The sequence below is a fragment of the Paenarthrobacter sp. TE3676 genome (genome assembly GCF_056279165.1).
The window spans coordinates 166,913-181,814 of record NZ_JBWBQU010000004.1; the positions used below are offsets into that span (position 1 = coordinate 166,913).

Annotated in this window: 14 protein-coding genes; 5 read left to right on the forward strand and 9 right to left on the reverse strand. The window is 61.9% G+C overall.

Annotated elements, in window-relative coordinates:
* Window positions 1-2: 2 nt before the first annotated feature.
* Complete coding sequence (gene aztB / locus ACZ881_RS11390) at window positions 3-887, reverse strand: zinc ABC transporter permease AztB (protein WP_476115353.1); 885 nt, start codon at window positions 885-887, stop codon at window positions 3-5.
* Window positions 888-941: 54 nt separating this feature from the next.
* Here aztB and ACZ881_RS11395 point away from each other — a divergent pair, with 54 nt between their 5' ends.
* Window positions 942-1,583: an ATP-binding cassette domain-containing protein gene (locus tag ACZ881_RS11395; RefSeq protein ID WP_476115355.1), complete on the forward strand. Its 642-nt coding sequence runs from the start codon at window positions 942-944 to the stop codon at window positions 1,581-1,583.
* A 48-nt stretch (window positions 1,584-1,631) separates the two neighbouring features.
* Here ACZ881_RS11395 and ACZ881_RS11400 read toward each other — a convergent pair whose 3' ends face one another.
* The 8 genes from ACZ881_RS11400 to ACZ881_RS11435 all read right to left on the reverse strand — a co-directional run bounded on the left by ACZ881_RS11400 (window position 1,632) and on the right by ACZ881_RS11435 (window position 10,408).
* A complete protein-coding gene (locus ACZ881_RS11400) occupies window positions 1,632-3,182 on the reverse strand; it encodes a glycoside hydrolase family 32 protein (RefSeq protein WP_476115357.1) in 1,551 nt (516 codons plus the stop codon).
* Window positions 3,179-4,273: an ATP-binding cassette domain-containing protein gene (locus ACZ881_RS11405; RefSeq protein ID WP_179018201.1), complete on the reverse strand. Its 1,095-nt coding sequence runs from the start codon at window positions 4,271-4,273 to the stop codon at window positions 3,179-3,181. Before ACZ881_RS11405 ends, ACZ881_RS11400 begins: the two co-directional genes overlap by 4 nt.
* Window positions 4,270-5,232 (reverse strand): ABC transporter ATP-binding protein, encoded by a 963-nt coding sequence (locus ACZ881_RS11410; protein WP_476115363.1) that lies wholly within the window; start codon window positions 5,230-5,232, stop codon window positions 4,270-4,272. Before ACZ881_RS11410 ends, ACZ881_RS11405 begins: the two co-directional genes overlap by 4 nt.
* Window positions 5,229-6,155, reverse strand: a complete 927-nt coding sequence (locus tag ACZ881_RS11415; RefSeq protein WP_091467106.1) for an ABC transporter permease — start codon at window positions 6,153-6,155, stop codon at window positions 5,229-5,231. Before ACZ881_RS11415 ends, ACZ881_RS11410 begins: the two co-directional genes overlap by 4 nt.
* A gap of 10 nt (window positions 6,156-6,165) precedes the next feature.
* Window positions 6,166-7,143 carry an ABC transporter permease gene (locus tag ACZ881_RS11420; RefSeq protein WP_420180944.1) on the reverse strand — a complete coding sequence of 326 codons (978 nt, stop codon included), beginning with the start codon at window positions 7,141-7,143 and terminating at the stop codon, window positions 6,166-6,168.
* Between the two features lie 123 nt (window positions 7,144-7,266).
* Complete coding sequence (locus ACZ881_RS11425; RefSeq protein ID WP_476115367.1) at window positions 7,267-8,940, reverse strand: ABC transporter substrate-binding protein; 1,674 nt, start codon at window positions 8,938-8,940, stop codon at window positions 7,267-7,269.
* 79 nt (window positions 8,941-9,019) lie between these two features.
* Window positions 9,020-10,087 carry a LacI family DNA-binding transcriptional regulator gene (locus tag ACZ881_RS11430; protein WP_454810753.1) on the reverse strand — a complete coding sequence of 356 codons (1,068 nt, stop codon included), beginning with the start codon at window positions 10,085-10,087 and terminating at the stop codon, window positions 9,020-9,022.
* Window positions 10,088-10,279: 192 nt separating this feature from the next.
* The gene (locus tag ACZ881_RS11435) at window positions 10,280-10,408 is read right to left on the reverse strand and encodes a hypothetical protein (RefSeq protein WP_476115371.1); all 129 of its coding nucleotides are present in this window, start codon (window positions 10,406-10,408) and stop codon (window positions 10,280-10,282) included.
* Window positions 10,409-10,512: 104 nt separating this feature from the next.
* On the opposite strand from ACZ881_RS11435, the gene ACZ881_RS11440 reads away from it, so the two are divergent.
* From ACZ881_RS11440 to ACZ881_RS11455, 4 genes are all read left to right on the forward strand, one after another.
* Window positions 10,513-11,292, forward strand: coding sequence for a type 1 glutamine amidotransferase domain-containing protein (locus tag ACZ881_RS11440; RefSeq protein ID WP_091467099.1), 780 nt, complete (start codon window positions 10,513-10,515; stop codon window positions 11,290-11,292).
* A 101-nt stretch (window positions 11,293-11,393) separates the two neighbouring features.
* Window positions 11,394-12,413 (forward strand): DUF808 domain-containing protein, encoded by a 1,020-nt coding sequence (locus ACZ881_RS11445; protein ID WP_476115376.1) that lies wholly within the window; start codon window positions 11,394-11,396, stop codon window positions 12,411-12,413.
* Window positions 12,414-12,702: 289 nt separating this feature from the next.
* Window positions 12,703-13,902 carry a pyridoxal phosphate-dependent aminotransferase gene (locus tag ACZ881_RS11450; RefSeq protein ID WP_476115378.1) on the forward strand — a complete coding sequence of 400 codons (1,200 nt, stop codon included), beginning with the start codon at window positions 12,703-12,705 and terminating at the stop codon, window positions 13,900-13,902.
* Window positions 13,899-14,858 (forward strand): 2-hydroxyacid dehydrogenase, encoded by a 960-nt coding sequence (locus ACZ881_RS11455; protein WP_179018208.1) that lies wholly within the window; start codon window positions 13,899-13,901, stop codon window positions 14,856-14,858. Before ACZ881_RS11450 ends, ACZ881_RS11455 begins: the two co-directional genes overlap by 4 nt.
* Window positions 14,859-14,902: the final 44 nt, after the last annotated feature.

The following is a 14,902-nucleotide window of genomic DNA, read 5'->3' on the forward strand; positions in this document are numbered from 1 at the left end:
GATTACTTTCCAGTGAGGGGTACAAAGTCAGGGGCCGGTTCCGGCTCAGGAATTTTGACCGCCCGCGTGCTGCGTCCGGCGTATAGGTGCCCACTAATACCGGATAAGGCGGCCAGAGTAATGGCCGCCATGGCGATGGATGCGCCCGCAGCTGTGCCGGCGTACCAGGAACACAGCAGACCAAGAGCCACCGCCACTATCCCGAAGGCGACTGCTACGGTCATGCGGGCCGGAATACTGCGTGTCCACGGACTGGCCGCAACTGCCGGCGCGAGCAGGAGTCCCACCACCAGCAGCGACCCCACGGCCTGATAGGACGACACAACAGCAAGGGTTACCAATCCCACCAGTGCCAGCTGGGCTACATGCGGACGGAGTCCCAATGTTTGGGCGATCCGCGTATCGAAGGCTGCGGCCACGAAATTGCGGTGGAGGATGACCGCAATCGAGATGGTGGCAGTCGCCGCCAGCAACAGCCCAAGCAGGTCACCATCGTCCATGGCGAGGATGTCACCAAACAGCATGGCAGTTGCGTCCGTGGCAAAAGAGCGTGAGTGGGACACAATAATGACCCCGAGCGACAGCATCGAAACGAAGAGCAGGCCGATGCTGGTGTCATACGACAAGCGGCCGCGGCGCTGCAAAAGGCTGATCATCGCGCTCATGACGACGGCGCTCACCGCCCCGCCCGCTATCGCTGGGGCGCCGGCGACTGTTGCCAGGGCCACGCCTGGCAGCATCCCGTGACCGATGGCTTCGCCAAGGAAGGCCATCCCCCGGATGATGACCCAGGTGCCAACGACACCGCAGATGATCGCGACGAAGGCACCACCGACGAGGGCCCGGAGGAAGAAGTCTGCGGTAAACGGTTCAATTAGCCAATGCACTCAGTCACTGTAAAGCATATTGAGATTCATTATCAAAAAGGATTAGGATCGAGTGTGAACTCTTCCAATTCAGCCCTGCGCGCCCGCAACCTTCACTTCAGCTTTGGTGACGCTCCAGCACTGATAGGCGTTGACCTGGACCTCGAGTGGGGCAAAGTGACCGCCATTGCCGGCCCCAATGGAGCGGGCAAATCCACACTCATCGAGATCCTTGCGGGGGTTCGTAAAGCCGCCCGCGGGACGGTAGACCGCAAGGACGACGTGGCCTTGGTAGTCCAACGGGTGACAACCCCTGACGCTCTCCCCCTCACCGTTCAGGACGTGGTGACGATGGGCACGTGGGGCGATCAGTCAGGTCGGGCACGCAAAATAGGGGCAGCGGAACGAAAAGCGCGGGTCTCGGAGGCCTTGGCCCGGGTTCAGCTCACGGAACATGCCTTATCGCCGTTCAATGCACTGTCCGGAGGCCAACGACAGCGTGCGCTACTGGCCCAAGGCATAGCCCGCCGTGCACGGATCTTCCTACTCGATGAGCCCGCGGCGGGGCTGGATCTGGAAAGCCGGCAACGCACGAGGGCCATGCTCGCAGCAGAAGCGGCACGCGGTGCAGCAGTGGCATGCGTCAGCCATGACGAAGAATCAATTGAAGCCGCAGACTGCATCGTGAGACTAATCAGCGGCCGACGCGTCAGCTAGCTCTGACGTGATAGGCCGGGCAGAGCCGGGATCTTCCTGTCCATGGTTTCACTTTCCTTGCGGCAAGAGGCTCCGGGTACTTTCAAAAATCCCGGCCATGGTCCAGGCGTCGAAAGTAAGGAGCCGCGCCGAACCTTCGGTAGCGGCCAATGTCACGCGCTCGCCGCCCAGGGTCGGGTAGACACGGGCCGTGAGGGGCTTGCCGTTGGCAAAAATCTCGACGGCGGACCGGTCCACCACCACGCGAAGGCGAACCCGACCGTCCATCATGGGAACGGGGCCGGACTTGTCCTCCACATCGACGGCAGGGTCGAGGCTGCTGCGGGTACGATCCAAGCGCAGAGTGCCGACGGGGGTTCCATCTGCGGCCCGACTCAGCATTATCACGGTCTCCTCGGCACCGTCCGGAGACGTCAGCACTCCCAGCCGAACCTCCGCACCAGGCGCAAGCTGCAGGTCCAGCTCCAGGTCCACCTGATTGCCGGATACACCGGTCTCAAGGGACGTTCCAGCCCCTACCAACACCTGGCCGGGGACGGTGACGTGGTTTCTGCGTAGCTTCTCAATTTCGGGAACCGGCGCAAACTCCAAGGTTCCATCGTTGGCCACGGTGGTGACCCGTGGCAGGCTCATTACGCCCGACCAGCCGGCTTCCACCATCGCCGCATCACTCCGGCCCTCTTGCATCCAGCCGAACATGACACGGCGGCCGGACTCATCTTCGAAAGACTGCGGTGCATAGAAGAACCGGCCTCCGTAATCCAGACGATGCAGTGCCTCCGGCTCGAAGGCATCCCCGGCGTAGCGGCCGGTCCAGTACAGCGGATGGCGGGTTTCGCCGTCGTCCCACGCGGAAAAGACCAGCACATCGGGCGCGTTGTCTGCAGGGACAGAGCCCAACGAACCCTGTCCGGCGCGGAACAGGTCAACGCATTCCCACATGGTCCCGGTCCAGTCAGTGTCCGCAGGATCGCCCTGCGAAGCATCGCCTATGCACAAGGGCCCGATGTAATCCCAGGACCGTAGATCCGAAGACTCGTACAGGAAGGCCGTGCCGCCGCGATGACGAATGCCCGACCCCACCAGCTGTCGCCACTTGGTGCCTTCGCGCCATACGCAATGATCGCGGTATGCGGTGATCTCCACTCCGGCCGGCGGCGCCGCGATCACTGGATTCCCGGGGTCCTTGGTCCAGTTCTGCAGGTCCGGGGATCCTACAGCGACGCAGGGCAGCTCCTTGCCCTCGAACCGTCCCGAGTACACCAAGGTGGGCGTGCCGCCGTCGTTCACCAATACCCCCGACCAGCAGCCATCAGCGTCCGGTCCCGCGGACGGTTCCAAGGCAACGGGCAGGTCAGTCCAGGTGACGAGGTCGGTGCTGGTGGCGTGGCCCCACTGGATGCGATGGTGGAAAGCACCCTCCGGGTTGTACTGGTAGAAGAGGTGGTACGTGCCGTTCCACTGGCTGACGCCGTTGGGATCGTTGAGCCAGCCGGCCGGCGACACGAAATGGAACCGCGGGCGGAGGGGGTCGGCCTCAGCGCGGGTCAGCAACTCGTCCTGGGGAACGGTGGCGAGCGGGTGGGTTAGTTCAGTCATGCGGAAGCCACTTCCTGAGCGTTCGACGCCGGGCCGCTGGATTGGATTGGTTCGCTCGCCAATGCATGGCCGCCGGCTGCGGCCCACGGCCGGTACAGATGGCAGCGCACCCAGTGACGGTTCGCGGGGTCACCCACTTGATGGCGCACAGGTTCTTCGGCCGAACATGGCTGGTTCGGATCGCCGTCGAACGCGCAGTGCGTTGAGGCCATGACCGCCTGCCGTAATTCGGCCCTGCGGACGGGGTCGTACGAGCCTGCCCGGGCGGGGTCCGGAACAGCCGAAACCAGCAGTTGCGTGTATGGGTGCGCAGGATTGGACAGCAGGTCCAGGGACTCGCCCTCCTCGACGAGTTCACCGGCGAACATGACTGCCGTCCGGTCCGCCAAGTAACGGGCGGATGCGAGGTCGTGCGTGATGTAGAGCATGGAGATGCCCTGCTCGTCGCGGAGCTTGCGCATCAGGTTCAGCACGCCGATCCGGACAGAAACATCAAGCATGGAGGTGGGTTCGTCGGCCAGGATGACCTGCGGCTCAACGGCGAGCGCCCGGGCTATGGCTACGCGTTGGCGCTGGCCGCCGGAAAGCTCATGCGGATAGGAGTTCAGCATGTCAGCCTGCAGACCGACAGTGGTCATGAGTTCTGCAAGCCGACGCTGGGTCTCCTGCTCGGAACCGCCGCTCTTGCCATGGATCGCCAACGAACGCCGCAGGAAATGGTCCATCCTGTGAGCCGGGTTCAATGAACCGAAGGGGTCCTGGAACACCATCTGCAGTTGCGAGCGAAATGCACGCGACGCTTGGAAACGATCCCGTTTGAGGATGTCGACGCCGTCAATCAGGATTGCGCCGGTGCTCGGCTTTTCTAGCCGCGCGACGCAGCGGGCCAAGGTGCTCTTGCCGGAACCGGACTCCCCCACAAGCGCCACGATTTCACCGCGGCCAATGCTCAGGTCGACGCCGTGCAGGGCACGGACCGAATCGCGGGAGAACAGCCCGCCAATGGGGAATGACTTCCCCAGGCCGCGGATCTCGAGGGCGGGGGCGCCGGTGCCGGCCACGGCCGGTGGGGTCATGAGTGAGTGGCTCATCGTGCAGCTCCTTCCAGGTTTGCTGAATCAACCGCCGGGGTGTCGGCACCAAACGGAGCTACGAAATGGCCGGGTGCTTCTTCGGTGAGGTCCGGGATGTTCCGGAACTTCACGCCGTCGGGCAGTCCCGTCAACGGAACGCGGGGACCGGTGAGCGGCGGAAACGCGCCCATGAGGGCCTGGGTGTAAGGGTGGCGGGGATTGGCGTAAACGTCCTGGGCTTTCGCGGTCTCCACGATCCGGCCGCCGTACATCACGGCCATGCGGTGCGAGAGTTCCACCATGAGGGACATGTCGTGCGTGATGAAGAGGACGGAGAAGCCGAGTTCACGCTGGAGGTCCTTGATTTGTGCCATGATCTCCTGCTGCACCACTACGTCCAGGGCGGTGGTGGGCTCGTCCAGGATCAGCAGTGACGGCTTGAGCGCCACGGCCATGGCAATCACGGCTCGCTGGCGCATGCCGCCCGAGAGTTGGTGCGGATAGGACTTGAGCCGTGCGGGATCGATCCTCACGAGTTCCAGCAGTTCACCGGCACGCCTCAGCGATTCCTTACGGGAGTAGCCGGCGTGAGTGGTGAAGATGTCAACGATCTGTTCGCCTATGGTCAGTACCGGATTGAGCGAGTTCATGGCGGACTGGAAGACCATCGCCACGTCCTGCCAGCGGAAGCGCCGCAGCTCTTCAGGGCTCATGGCCAGGACGTCCTTGCCGCCGAAGGAGATGCTGCCGCCTGCAATCTTTGCGGGGTCCTTCAGGAGCCTCATGATTGAGTTGGCAATAGTGGACTTCCCGCAGCCGGACTCCCCCGCGAGGCCGAACACCTCACCGGTGCCAATGCTGAAGGAAACGCGGTCGACGGCGGTGGTGGACCGGGTGTCGCCGATGTACTTGACGGTGAGGTTTTTGACGTCAAGGACTGGTTCGTGGGAGCCGAAGGAAACTTGGGAGATGGTCATTTGGCGGCGCTCCTTTCGGTGTCTTTTGGAGTCTTGATTTTTCGCAGCCGCGGGTTGGTGACCTCGTCCACGGCATAGTTGATGAGGGCAAGGGCGAAGGCGACCAGCGCTATACACACGCCTGAGGGGACGAAGACCCACCAACTACCGGTGAGCAGGGCGCCTTCGTTGCCGGCCCAGAAGAGGTTGTTGCCCCAGGAGACCGTGCTGACATCGCCCAGGCCCAGGAACTCCAGGCCCGCTTGGGCACCGATTCCGTAAATCACGCAGGCAAGCAGGGTGCCCATGACAATCGAGGCCATGTTGGGCAGGATTTCGCGGAACATGATCCGGCCCGCCCGTTCCCCGGACACCACGGCCGCGGCCACGAAGTCCTTGGATCGGATGGACAACGCCTGTGACCGAAGGACGCGGGCAGAGCCGGCCCAGCCGGTGACCACCAGTACCAGGATTACCGTGCCCAGGCCCGGCGGAAGGAACGCGGCCAGGATGACCAGCAGCGGCAGGCCGGGCAAGAGCAGGAAAACGTTGGTAACCAGGGACAGTGCTTCGTCAATGAACTTGCCAAAGTACGCCGAGGCGAGGCCCACGAGGATGCCGATGAACGTGGACGCCACCCCGACGGTCAGCCCCACGAAAAGGGAACTCCGTGAGCCGTGGACTGTCAGCGCGAGCACATCCTGTCCCTTGGCGGTGGTGCCCAGCCAGTGCTCGGCAGATGGTTCCAAGGAGGCCATCGCGGTAATCCTCGACGGGTCGCCGGGAAACAGCACCGGCGCCAGCAGGGCCAAGGCAATGAAGATGAACATCACGGCCATGCCCGTCAGGGCCTTCTTGTTGTTGAGGAGCCCGTGGACGAAGCTGCGGTTGGGTTTGCGGACAGCCGGTGTTGGAGTTGGCTGCTTCAGAAGTGCGGTTGTCATGATCAGTCCTCTAGTTGCTGCGCACGCGCGGGTCGAGGCGGACGTAGAGGATGTCCACCAGGAAGTTGGCAAGCAGCACAGCGGCGGTGATGGTCAGGAACAGGCCCTGCATGAGCGGATAGTCGAGGCCTTGGACGGCATTGAGGAGTTGGTAGCCGACGCCGGGATAAGCGAACACCACCTCCGTGAGCAGCGCACCACCCACCACGAACCCCAATCCCATGCCGAAGCTGGTTACCGACGGGAGCATGGCATTGCGTGCCGCGTAGCGGAGCATGATGCGGCCGGGGCGAAGTCCCTTTGCTTCGGCCATGGTGATGTAGTCCTCGGAATTCGTGGCAATCATGGTGTTTCGCATGCCCAGCATCCAACCTCCGATGGAAACCAGCACGATCGTCAGCGCCGGCAGCACAAGGTGGGCACCGACGTCGCCGATGAACTCCCAGGTGAACGCCGGCTCCAAACCGTCAGTGAACGCATGTCGGATCGGGAACCAACCCAGCACCACCCCGAACAGGTACAGCGCACCCATGGCAAGCCAGAAGTACGGGAACGAGCCGATGAAAACCAGCACCGGCGGAAGCGCGGAGTCGATCGCGCCGCCACGGCGCCAGGCGGCCAGGATGCCCAGCAGGTTACCCACGACGGCGGCAACCACCAGTGCGGTACCGCCCAGCAGGAGTGTCCAGCCGATTTGGGATGAGATGACCTCGGTGACGGGGGTGGGGAAACGGGAGATGGAAACACCCATTTGCCCGGTGAAGATGTTGTGCATGTAGTCGATGTATTGCTCCCAAATGGGCCGATCGTCAACACCCAGCAGCTTGCGCAGGGCCTCGATTTGTTCGGGCTGCATTCGGTCCTGGGAGCGGGCGAACATCCGGGAGACGGGGTCACCGGGCATGAAACGCGGGAGCAGGAAATTCAGGGTGATGGATGCCCAGAAGGCGATCAGGTAGAAACCCAGGCGGCGCAGGATGAAGCGCACGGTTTCCCTCCATTCGGGAATTGCGGAAAGTTTGGGGCACGTCCGGGCGGAGTTGGCCGCCCGGACGCGCGGTGTGTGAGGCCCGTGAGGGGCCTAAAGCAGCGGTGGTGGCGGCGGTGAGGACTACTTGCGCGGTTCCAGCGTGGTCAGTACCAGCACCGTTGTAGGTGAACGGACCGAGAGGGTGGCGTACGGGTTGCCCTCAGTGGGCCAGCCGGTGAATCGGGTGTCATTGAAGGCTCCCCATTCCGGGCCGGAGAACAGCGGCACCAGCGGTGCGACGTCGTTGTACTCTTCCTGCAGCTTGTTGGCGAGGTCCTTTTGCTTGGACTCATCACTTGCCGCGGCGAAGTCGGCAAGCAGTGCATCCGCTTTCGTGTCGCCGAAGCGGTGGTAGTTGTCGAACGTCTTGGTGCCCACGGGCTTCACTGTTGCTGTGCCCATTGACGTGTTGAAGTACTTATACGGGCTGGGGTCGTTGGCGCTCCAGACAATGCCGGAGTCGAAGTCGCCGGTCTCATAGCCGGCAACCACGGCAGCCCAATCCGGGGACTCCACCTTGGCAGTTACGCCCACTTCGGCCAGGTTCTGCGCGATCACGTTGGCCACTGACAGCCAGTCGGAGGAAGTGGCGCCCACGGAGATCCCGAATTCGAACGGCTTTCCGTCCTTCATCGTGCGCTTTCCGTCGGCTCCCTTGGGATATCCGGCCTTATCCAGAAGCTCGTTGGCCTTTTCCACATCGTGGTTGGTCCACGTGCAGTTGTCCTTGACCGCCGCGTTCTTCCAGGTTTCGTAGTTGCCGGAGAGTCCGGTGCAGTCCGCCGGTTTCGCGTAGCCGCTCATGCCGATCTTGGTGACTTGCTCGCGGTCAACGGCCATGCTCAGTGCCTTGCGGACATCAACGTCGTTGAACGGCGCTTTAGTGGTGTTGAGTTGCCAGTTGATCATGGCACCCGTGGCCGGGAACCAGTATTGACGGTGTTCCTTGTCCTTGGAAACGAAGGTCTTTTCGATGTTCGGGATGTACTGCGGAGCCCAGTCCACGTCGCCATTCGCGGCGGCGAGGTTGGCGCCGTCGTTTCCTGCAAAAGCGAGCATCTTGATGCCGGCGATCTTCTGCTTTTCCGGCTGCCAGTAATTCGGGTTCTTGGTCAGCACGAACGACTGGGCCTGGAAACTGTCCACCTCGGTGTAGGGTCCGGTGCCCACCGGCTTGGCGTTTGCGTCCTTTTCCGGGTCCGGCAAAGCGGACCAGATGTGCTTGGGCAGGATGACGAGCTGGCCGACGTCGTAAAGGGCCGGCGACCAGGGCTTGTTGAAGTTGAACGTGACTTTGTTGCCCTCGGCCGTAACGGTGTCCAGATACTCGAAGCCGCCCTTGATCTTCTTCTGAAGTTCGAACGTGTAGGCAACATCGTCAGCCACGAAGGGCTGCCCATCGGACCACTTCACACCGTCACGCAGGGTGAAGGTAAGTGACTTGCCGTCCTCCGCAGCATTCCACTCGGTGGCAAGCCACGGCACCGTGTCTCCCTTGGCCGGGTTGAAGATCAGGAGGGATTCGTAAATGGACTGCTGAACCATCGGGTTGACCGTGGGAGCGAACGGGTTGAAGTTCTGCACGAACGTGCCCATGTCCTCACGCGGGATGGTGAGGAACGCGCTGGCGTTCGCTCCGGCGTCGGAAGTGCTTGTCTTGGTGACATTGGCCGTGCAGCCGGTGAGCAGCATTGCGCCCACTGCAAGGCTTGCCGCCGTCATCCGGGCAGCCCTGAAATATCGGGGTTGTGTCATGATGGTTATCTCTTTCCTATCTTCATCAGCAAGGTGAAGGGGTTGGTAAGGGGTTTGCTCTTCGACGTTGATTTCGCGGTCAGACCGAAGAGCGTTCTAGCAGCGGACAGTCGACCAATTGCTGGTCGGCAATGATCGGCTGTCCTGCTGTTAGTGCGGCGAGCGTTTGGACGCCCAAGGCGCCCATTTTTTCGAATGGCAATGCAACCGTTGTCAGCTTTGGCCGTAGGTAGGCCGCGATGAGTTCCTGGTTGTCGAAGCCGATCACGGCGATGTCCCCGGGGATGGTCAGGCCCCGTTCCTTGATGGCGTCATATGCGCCCATCGCCATGCGGTCATTAAGGCAGAACAATGCCGTTGGCCTGTCCTGTTGTGGATAGCGGTCCAATATGCGGCAAGCGGCTTCGTAACCGCCATCGGCCGTGGCATATCCGGACACCACCAGTTCCGGGTCCAGCTCCAGTCCGGCGACGGCAAGCGCTTCGCGTGCACCTTCCAACCGCCCCACTGCAGCAGGAATAACCGGGTCAAGGTTGATGACTCCAATCCGGGTGTGGCCGGCTTGGAGCAACCGCTCGACGGCGATCCTTCCTCCCCCGCGCTCGTCAGGGACGATCGAGGGAAGCTTACCGTCTGCATCGAAGCAGTTGATTAACACGGTGGGTACTTCATTGGCACTCGCCGGAACGTGGACGCCCCGGTGAAAAGTAGCTGCGTAGAGAAGTCCTTCCACTCGTTGTTCCAGCAGCTTTTCAGTTGCAGCATCTTCCAGGCCCTCGTTGGGTCCTACGGCATCGGCCTGGTCGGAGGGCGCGATGAGCAGGAACCGGCGGTCAAGCCAGGCTTGGTCCTGGGCTCCTTTGATGATGTTGACGGCGAACGGTGCCGTGACGATCTCCGTCACGATCCCGTACCAATCGCTGCGCCTCGATGCCAGCGCGCGGGCACCGGCGTTGGGCCTGTAACCCAGTTCCTGCACAGCGTGGTTGATCCGAGTGCGGGTTTCCTCGGAAATGCTGGCGTTTTCGCGGTTGCTCAAAACAAACGAAACCGCAGTCCGGGAAACGCCGGCATGTTTGGCGACGTCTTTCATGGTGACTCCCCGCTGCCGTACAGGTACGGCCTCGCCAGGGGTGGTTTTCGCCATTGAACGCTCCGGGTGATCTTGTTTGGTCCGAGTGTGGTGCCAGGCCATCATTGCCTGGCTTGCTCTGCAGGGAACGCTGTTGGTAACGCGCGTTACTTATTGAGCATGTGACTTAGGTTACCCGCGTTACTTCAAGTCTGTCAACAGGTGATTTTGACAGACCTGAAGGTTCAAAACCGCGCCGCCTGCCGTCTATTTTGCGTTGGGTTCGTCCGTAGATGCGTCGGGCAGTTCTTCGTTCGGGACATCGTGAACTTTTTTCGGGATCTTGCCCTCAACGTCGGCAGGTACGGGAGGGTCTTTCTCTTCATCAGTAGACATGAGGCAAGCATAGGGGCGCGTGCTGACAGTCGATGGATTCTTCAGCCTGCCAGAGCCTTGAAAAGGTGGGGCGTAGTGTGGACGTTGGACGAAAGGAGCACTTCATGAAGAAAATCCTCATGGTACTGACCAGCGTTTCCGAGCTCGGCGATACGGGCGAGAAGACCGGCTACAACGTGGCCGAAGCCGCACATCCGTGGAAGGTGTTCAAAGATTCAGGTCACTTCGTCGATTTCGCCTCGATCAAAGGCGGCCAGCCTCCCAGCGACGAGGTAGACACGGATGATCCCATCCAGGTCGCCTTTACCAAGGATGAGACCACGCGCGCCGGCCTCTACAACACTGCCCGCGTGGATGTTATTGATCCCGGGCAATATGATGCCGTCTACCTCGTGGGAGGACACGGCACTATGTGGGACTTCCCGGACAGCGAAGGACTGCAGCGCCTGGTTGCCAGCGTTTACGACGCCGGCGGCTTGGTGGGCGCGGTCTGCCATGGTCCGGCTGGACTGCTGAATGTGGAGTTGGAGAACGGATTCCGTCTTGTCCAAGGCCGGGACGTGGCCGCGTTCACCAATGACGAGGAAGTTGCCGCCGGGAAAGACAAGGTCATTCCATTCTTCCTGGCAGACCGCTTGGAGGAACAGGGAGCACGACATGTCTCCGCGGGCGTCTTTGAAGAAAAAGTGGCGGTAGACGAGCGACTGGTCACCGGTCAGAATCCTGCTTCAGCTGCCGGAGTAGCCAAGGAGATGGAGAAGCTCTTCGCCCAGGTCATCCATCAGGAAAAGGCCGAGGAGCAGCACGAGGCGGAGGCGCTGCGCGCTGAGAAGGACGCGGAAAAGACCGCTAAGAAGCAGGCAGCGGCGGACACGGAACACTAGAGGTTCCGCCCGTCATCGTATACTCCGAACATGCCGATTATGCGACTCTACCCAGGTATTCACACGCCGCTGTCCGCCCTTAAGCAGGACGGAGTTCTCCTGTGAGCGGCGGTCTCGTCGCACTGTTGGACGATGTCGCAGCGCTGGCCCGCATAGCGGCTGCCTCCGTGGACGACATCGCGGCAGGAGCCGCCAAAGCCGGGGCCAAAGCTGCCGGCGTCGTCATTGACGACGCCGCGGTCACACCCCAATATGTCTCAGGGGCGGACCCGTCACGCGAACTGCCGATGATCAAACGGATCTTCTGGGGCTCGCTGCGAAACAAGCTAGTGATCATCCTGCCGGCCCTGCTGCTGGTTAGCGCTTTCATCCCGGGAGTAATTCCGTTCATCCTCATGCTGGGCGGCAGCTACCTCTGCTACGAGGGCGCCGAAAAGGTGTGGCACAAGTTCCGCGGCGACCATGCTGATACCGAGAAGGCACCGGCTGTCCAACGCGGCCCTGAAGCAGAGGCGAAAGTTACCAAGGGCGCCATCACCACCGACTTCATCCTGTCCTGCGAGATCATGGTCATCGCCATGAATGAGGTGGCCGCCGAGTCCCTGTGGGTCCGGGCGTTCATCCTGGTCGTCGTAGCGATCGCGATCACTGTCATTGTGTATGGCGCCGTCGGCCTCATCGTGAAAATGGACGATATTGGCCTGCACCTGACCACCAAGGCCTCCGAGGGCTCCCAGCGCTTCGGCCGGCTGCTCGTGAAGGGGATGCCGGCCGTACTGGCCGCCATCACCCTCATAGGAACAATCGCCATGCTGTGGGTTGGTGGTCACATCATGCTGCAGGGTGCGTACGACCTCGGCTGGCACGGCCCCTATGACCTTGTCCATGTACTGGAGACACCCTTCGTCGGAATCCCTGTGGTGGGCGGCTTCCTTGCCTGGCTCGTGAACACGATCTGCTCAGCCATTCTCGGAGCCATCTGGGGCCTGGTCATCATGCTCATCCTGCACCCGCTGCTTAAGGTGCTGCCGTTTGGCAAGAAGAAGGATGGACACGAAGAGGGCGATGTCCGCGCCGCGATCGCCGGTCACAAGCCGACCAAACATAACCCAACTAAGTAGCAGATGACGCCGTTTTGAGGGCTCAAAACGGCATGTACTGCGACCTGCTTGGGCGCGCGGCGACGATTCGGCGTCCTAACAGGCTGACTCCATCAGGGCATCGGTAACGATGACCGACAATAAATGCAGTGGCACTGCGTCCAGGTTAATACCCGGATGCGGTGCCACTCTCATGTGATGAGGTCATAGTGCGTCGCACTCTTGTGCTGAGGGCCACATGACGCTTTGATATATTAGTCATGTATTAGATGTCTACGAACGACTCTTAACTCAACGAGGAGTACACAGCATGCAGCAACTCGCGCATCGACTCGAACGGCTCGGCACCGAAACCGCCTTTAGCGTCGCCCAGGCCGCGGCAGCCTGGAAGGCGAAGGGGAATCTGGTTTACCCCTTCCACCTCGGTGACATCAACATCCCCACCGCCCCGCACATCGTCGAAGCCATGACCAAGGCAATCGCCGACGGCTACACGGGCTACTGCCCCGGCCCCGGCATCCCCCAGCTGCGCGAAGCCCTCGCCGAGGACATCGGCTCACGCCGCGGCATCAGCCTGTCCCCCGACAACGTCGTGGTCATGACGGGCGGCAAGCCGGTCATCACGAAGTTCCTGCAGGCAGTGATGAACCCCGGTCAGGAAGTGCTGTACCCGAATCCCGGCTTCCCGATCTACGAGTCGCAGATCGAATACCTCGGAGGCACAGCAGTACCGTACCGCTACCTCCCCACGAGCCAGGGCTTCTCGATCGACCTCGACCAGGTGCGCGCATCGATCACGCCGAACACCGTTGCCATCATCTACAACGACCTGCAGAACCCCATCTCCGCGGAATCCACTGCAGCTGAGCGCGAGGCAATTGCCCAGATCGCCCAGGAGCATAATCTCTGGGTGCTTTCCGACGAGGCCTACTTCGAGACCCGCTACGAGGGAGTCTCCAGTTCGATCACGTCGCTTCCGGGCATGGCAGAACGAACCGTGATCCTCTACACCTTCAGCAAGAAGTTCGCCATGACCGGCTCACGCCTCGGCTGTGCCGTAGCTCCCCTTGAGATCGCCAAAGTTCTCAGCACCCTTAACACCAACGACGAGTCATGCACCACCCACTACGTGCAGTGGGCAGGTATCGAAGCACTGCGCGGCACCCAAGAACCGGTCCAACAGATGCTCGACATCCTGCGTGAACGGCGGGATGCTGCCTGCGAACTCGTGAACTCCGTCCCCGGAATGCACGTCGCAGTGCCCCAGTCGACGTTCTACCTTTTCCCGGACGTCACTGACGTCATGGAGAAAATGGGCTACACGGCAGTGGGCGACTTCGCGAGCGACGCCCTGTACAAGACCGGGGTCTCCTTCTGCACCCGCGAGCACTTCGGCCGGCGCCTACCCGGCGAAGAAAGGCAGTACATCCGGCTCGCCTACTCAGGCATCGACGTCGCCGATATCCGTGAGGGCCTCGGCCGCCTCCGCGACTGGATCGTGACCGCATGAGCCGGGTCGTCGTCACAGGACGTATCCCCGACGCTGCCATTGAAAAACTCCGCGCCGAACACGACGTCGAGGCCTGGGATGGTCCCGAAACCATTACCCGCGAGGAACTTCTGCGCCGGGTAGCCGGCGCCGATGCCATAGTGTCCCTGCTCACCGAGCGCGTCGATGCAGAACTGCTCGACGCCGCCGGCCCGCAGCTCAAGGTCGTCGCAAATGTCGCCGTCGGCTACGACAACATCGACGTGCCCGCCTGCAGCGAACGGGGCGTCGTGGCCACCAACACGCCAGGCGTACTCACCGACGCCACGGCCGACATCGCGTTCGGCCTCATCCTCATGGCAACCCGACGGCTCGGTGAGGGTGAACGACTCATCCGCTCCGGCCAAGCCTGGAAGTGGGGAATGTTCTTCCTTCTCGGTAGTAGCCTGCAGGGCAAGACACTCGGCGTCGTCGGCATGGGCGGAATCGGCCAGGCTACCGCACGGCGGGCCAAAGCCTTCGGCATGGACATCGTCTACCAGTCCCGTAGCGAAATCGACCCAACGATCGCCGCGGAACTGGATGCCCGACGCGTCGACCTCGACGAACTGCTGGCAGTCTCCGACGTCGTATCACTGCACTGCCCGTACGGTCCCGCCACCCACCACCTGATCGGGGCCGAACAACTCGCTGCGATGAAGAGCTCCGCGTTCCTGGTCAACACCGCGCGGGGACCGATCGTCGACGAAGACGCACTGGCAACAGCCCTCCGCGAAGGTGCAATCGCGGGAGCCGGACTTGACGTCTACGAGCAAGAACCACGCGTCCATCCCGGCCTGCTGGAACTTGACAACGTCGCCCTCCTGCCGCACCTCGGCTCAGCCACGGTGGAAACGCGTACAGCCATGGCCATGCTCGCCGCCGACAACGCACTGGCAGTGTTGAGCGGTGAACGACCGCCGGCACCGATCGCGTAGACGGATCCGACAGATAGAAACCATTCGAAGTACATTTCTCAAAG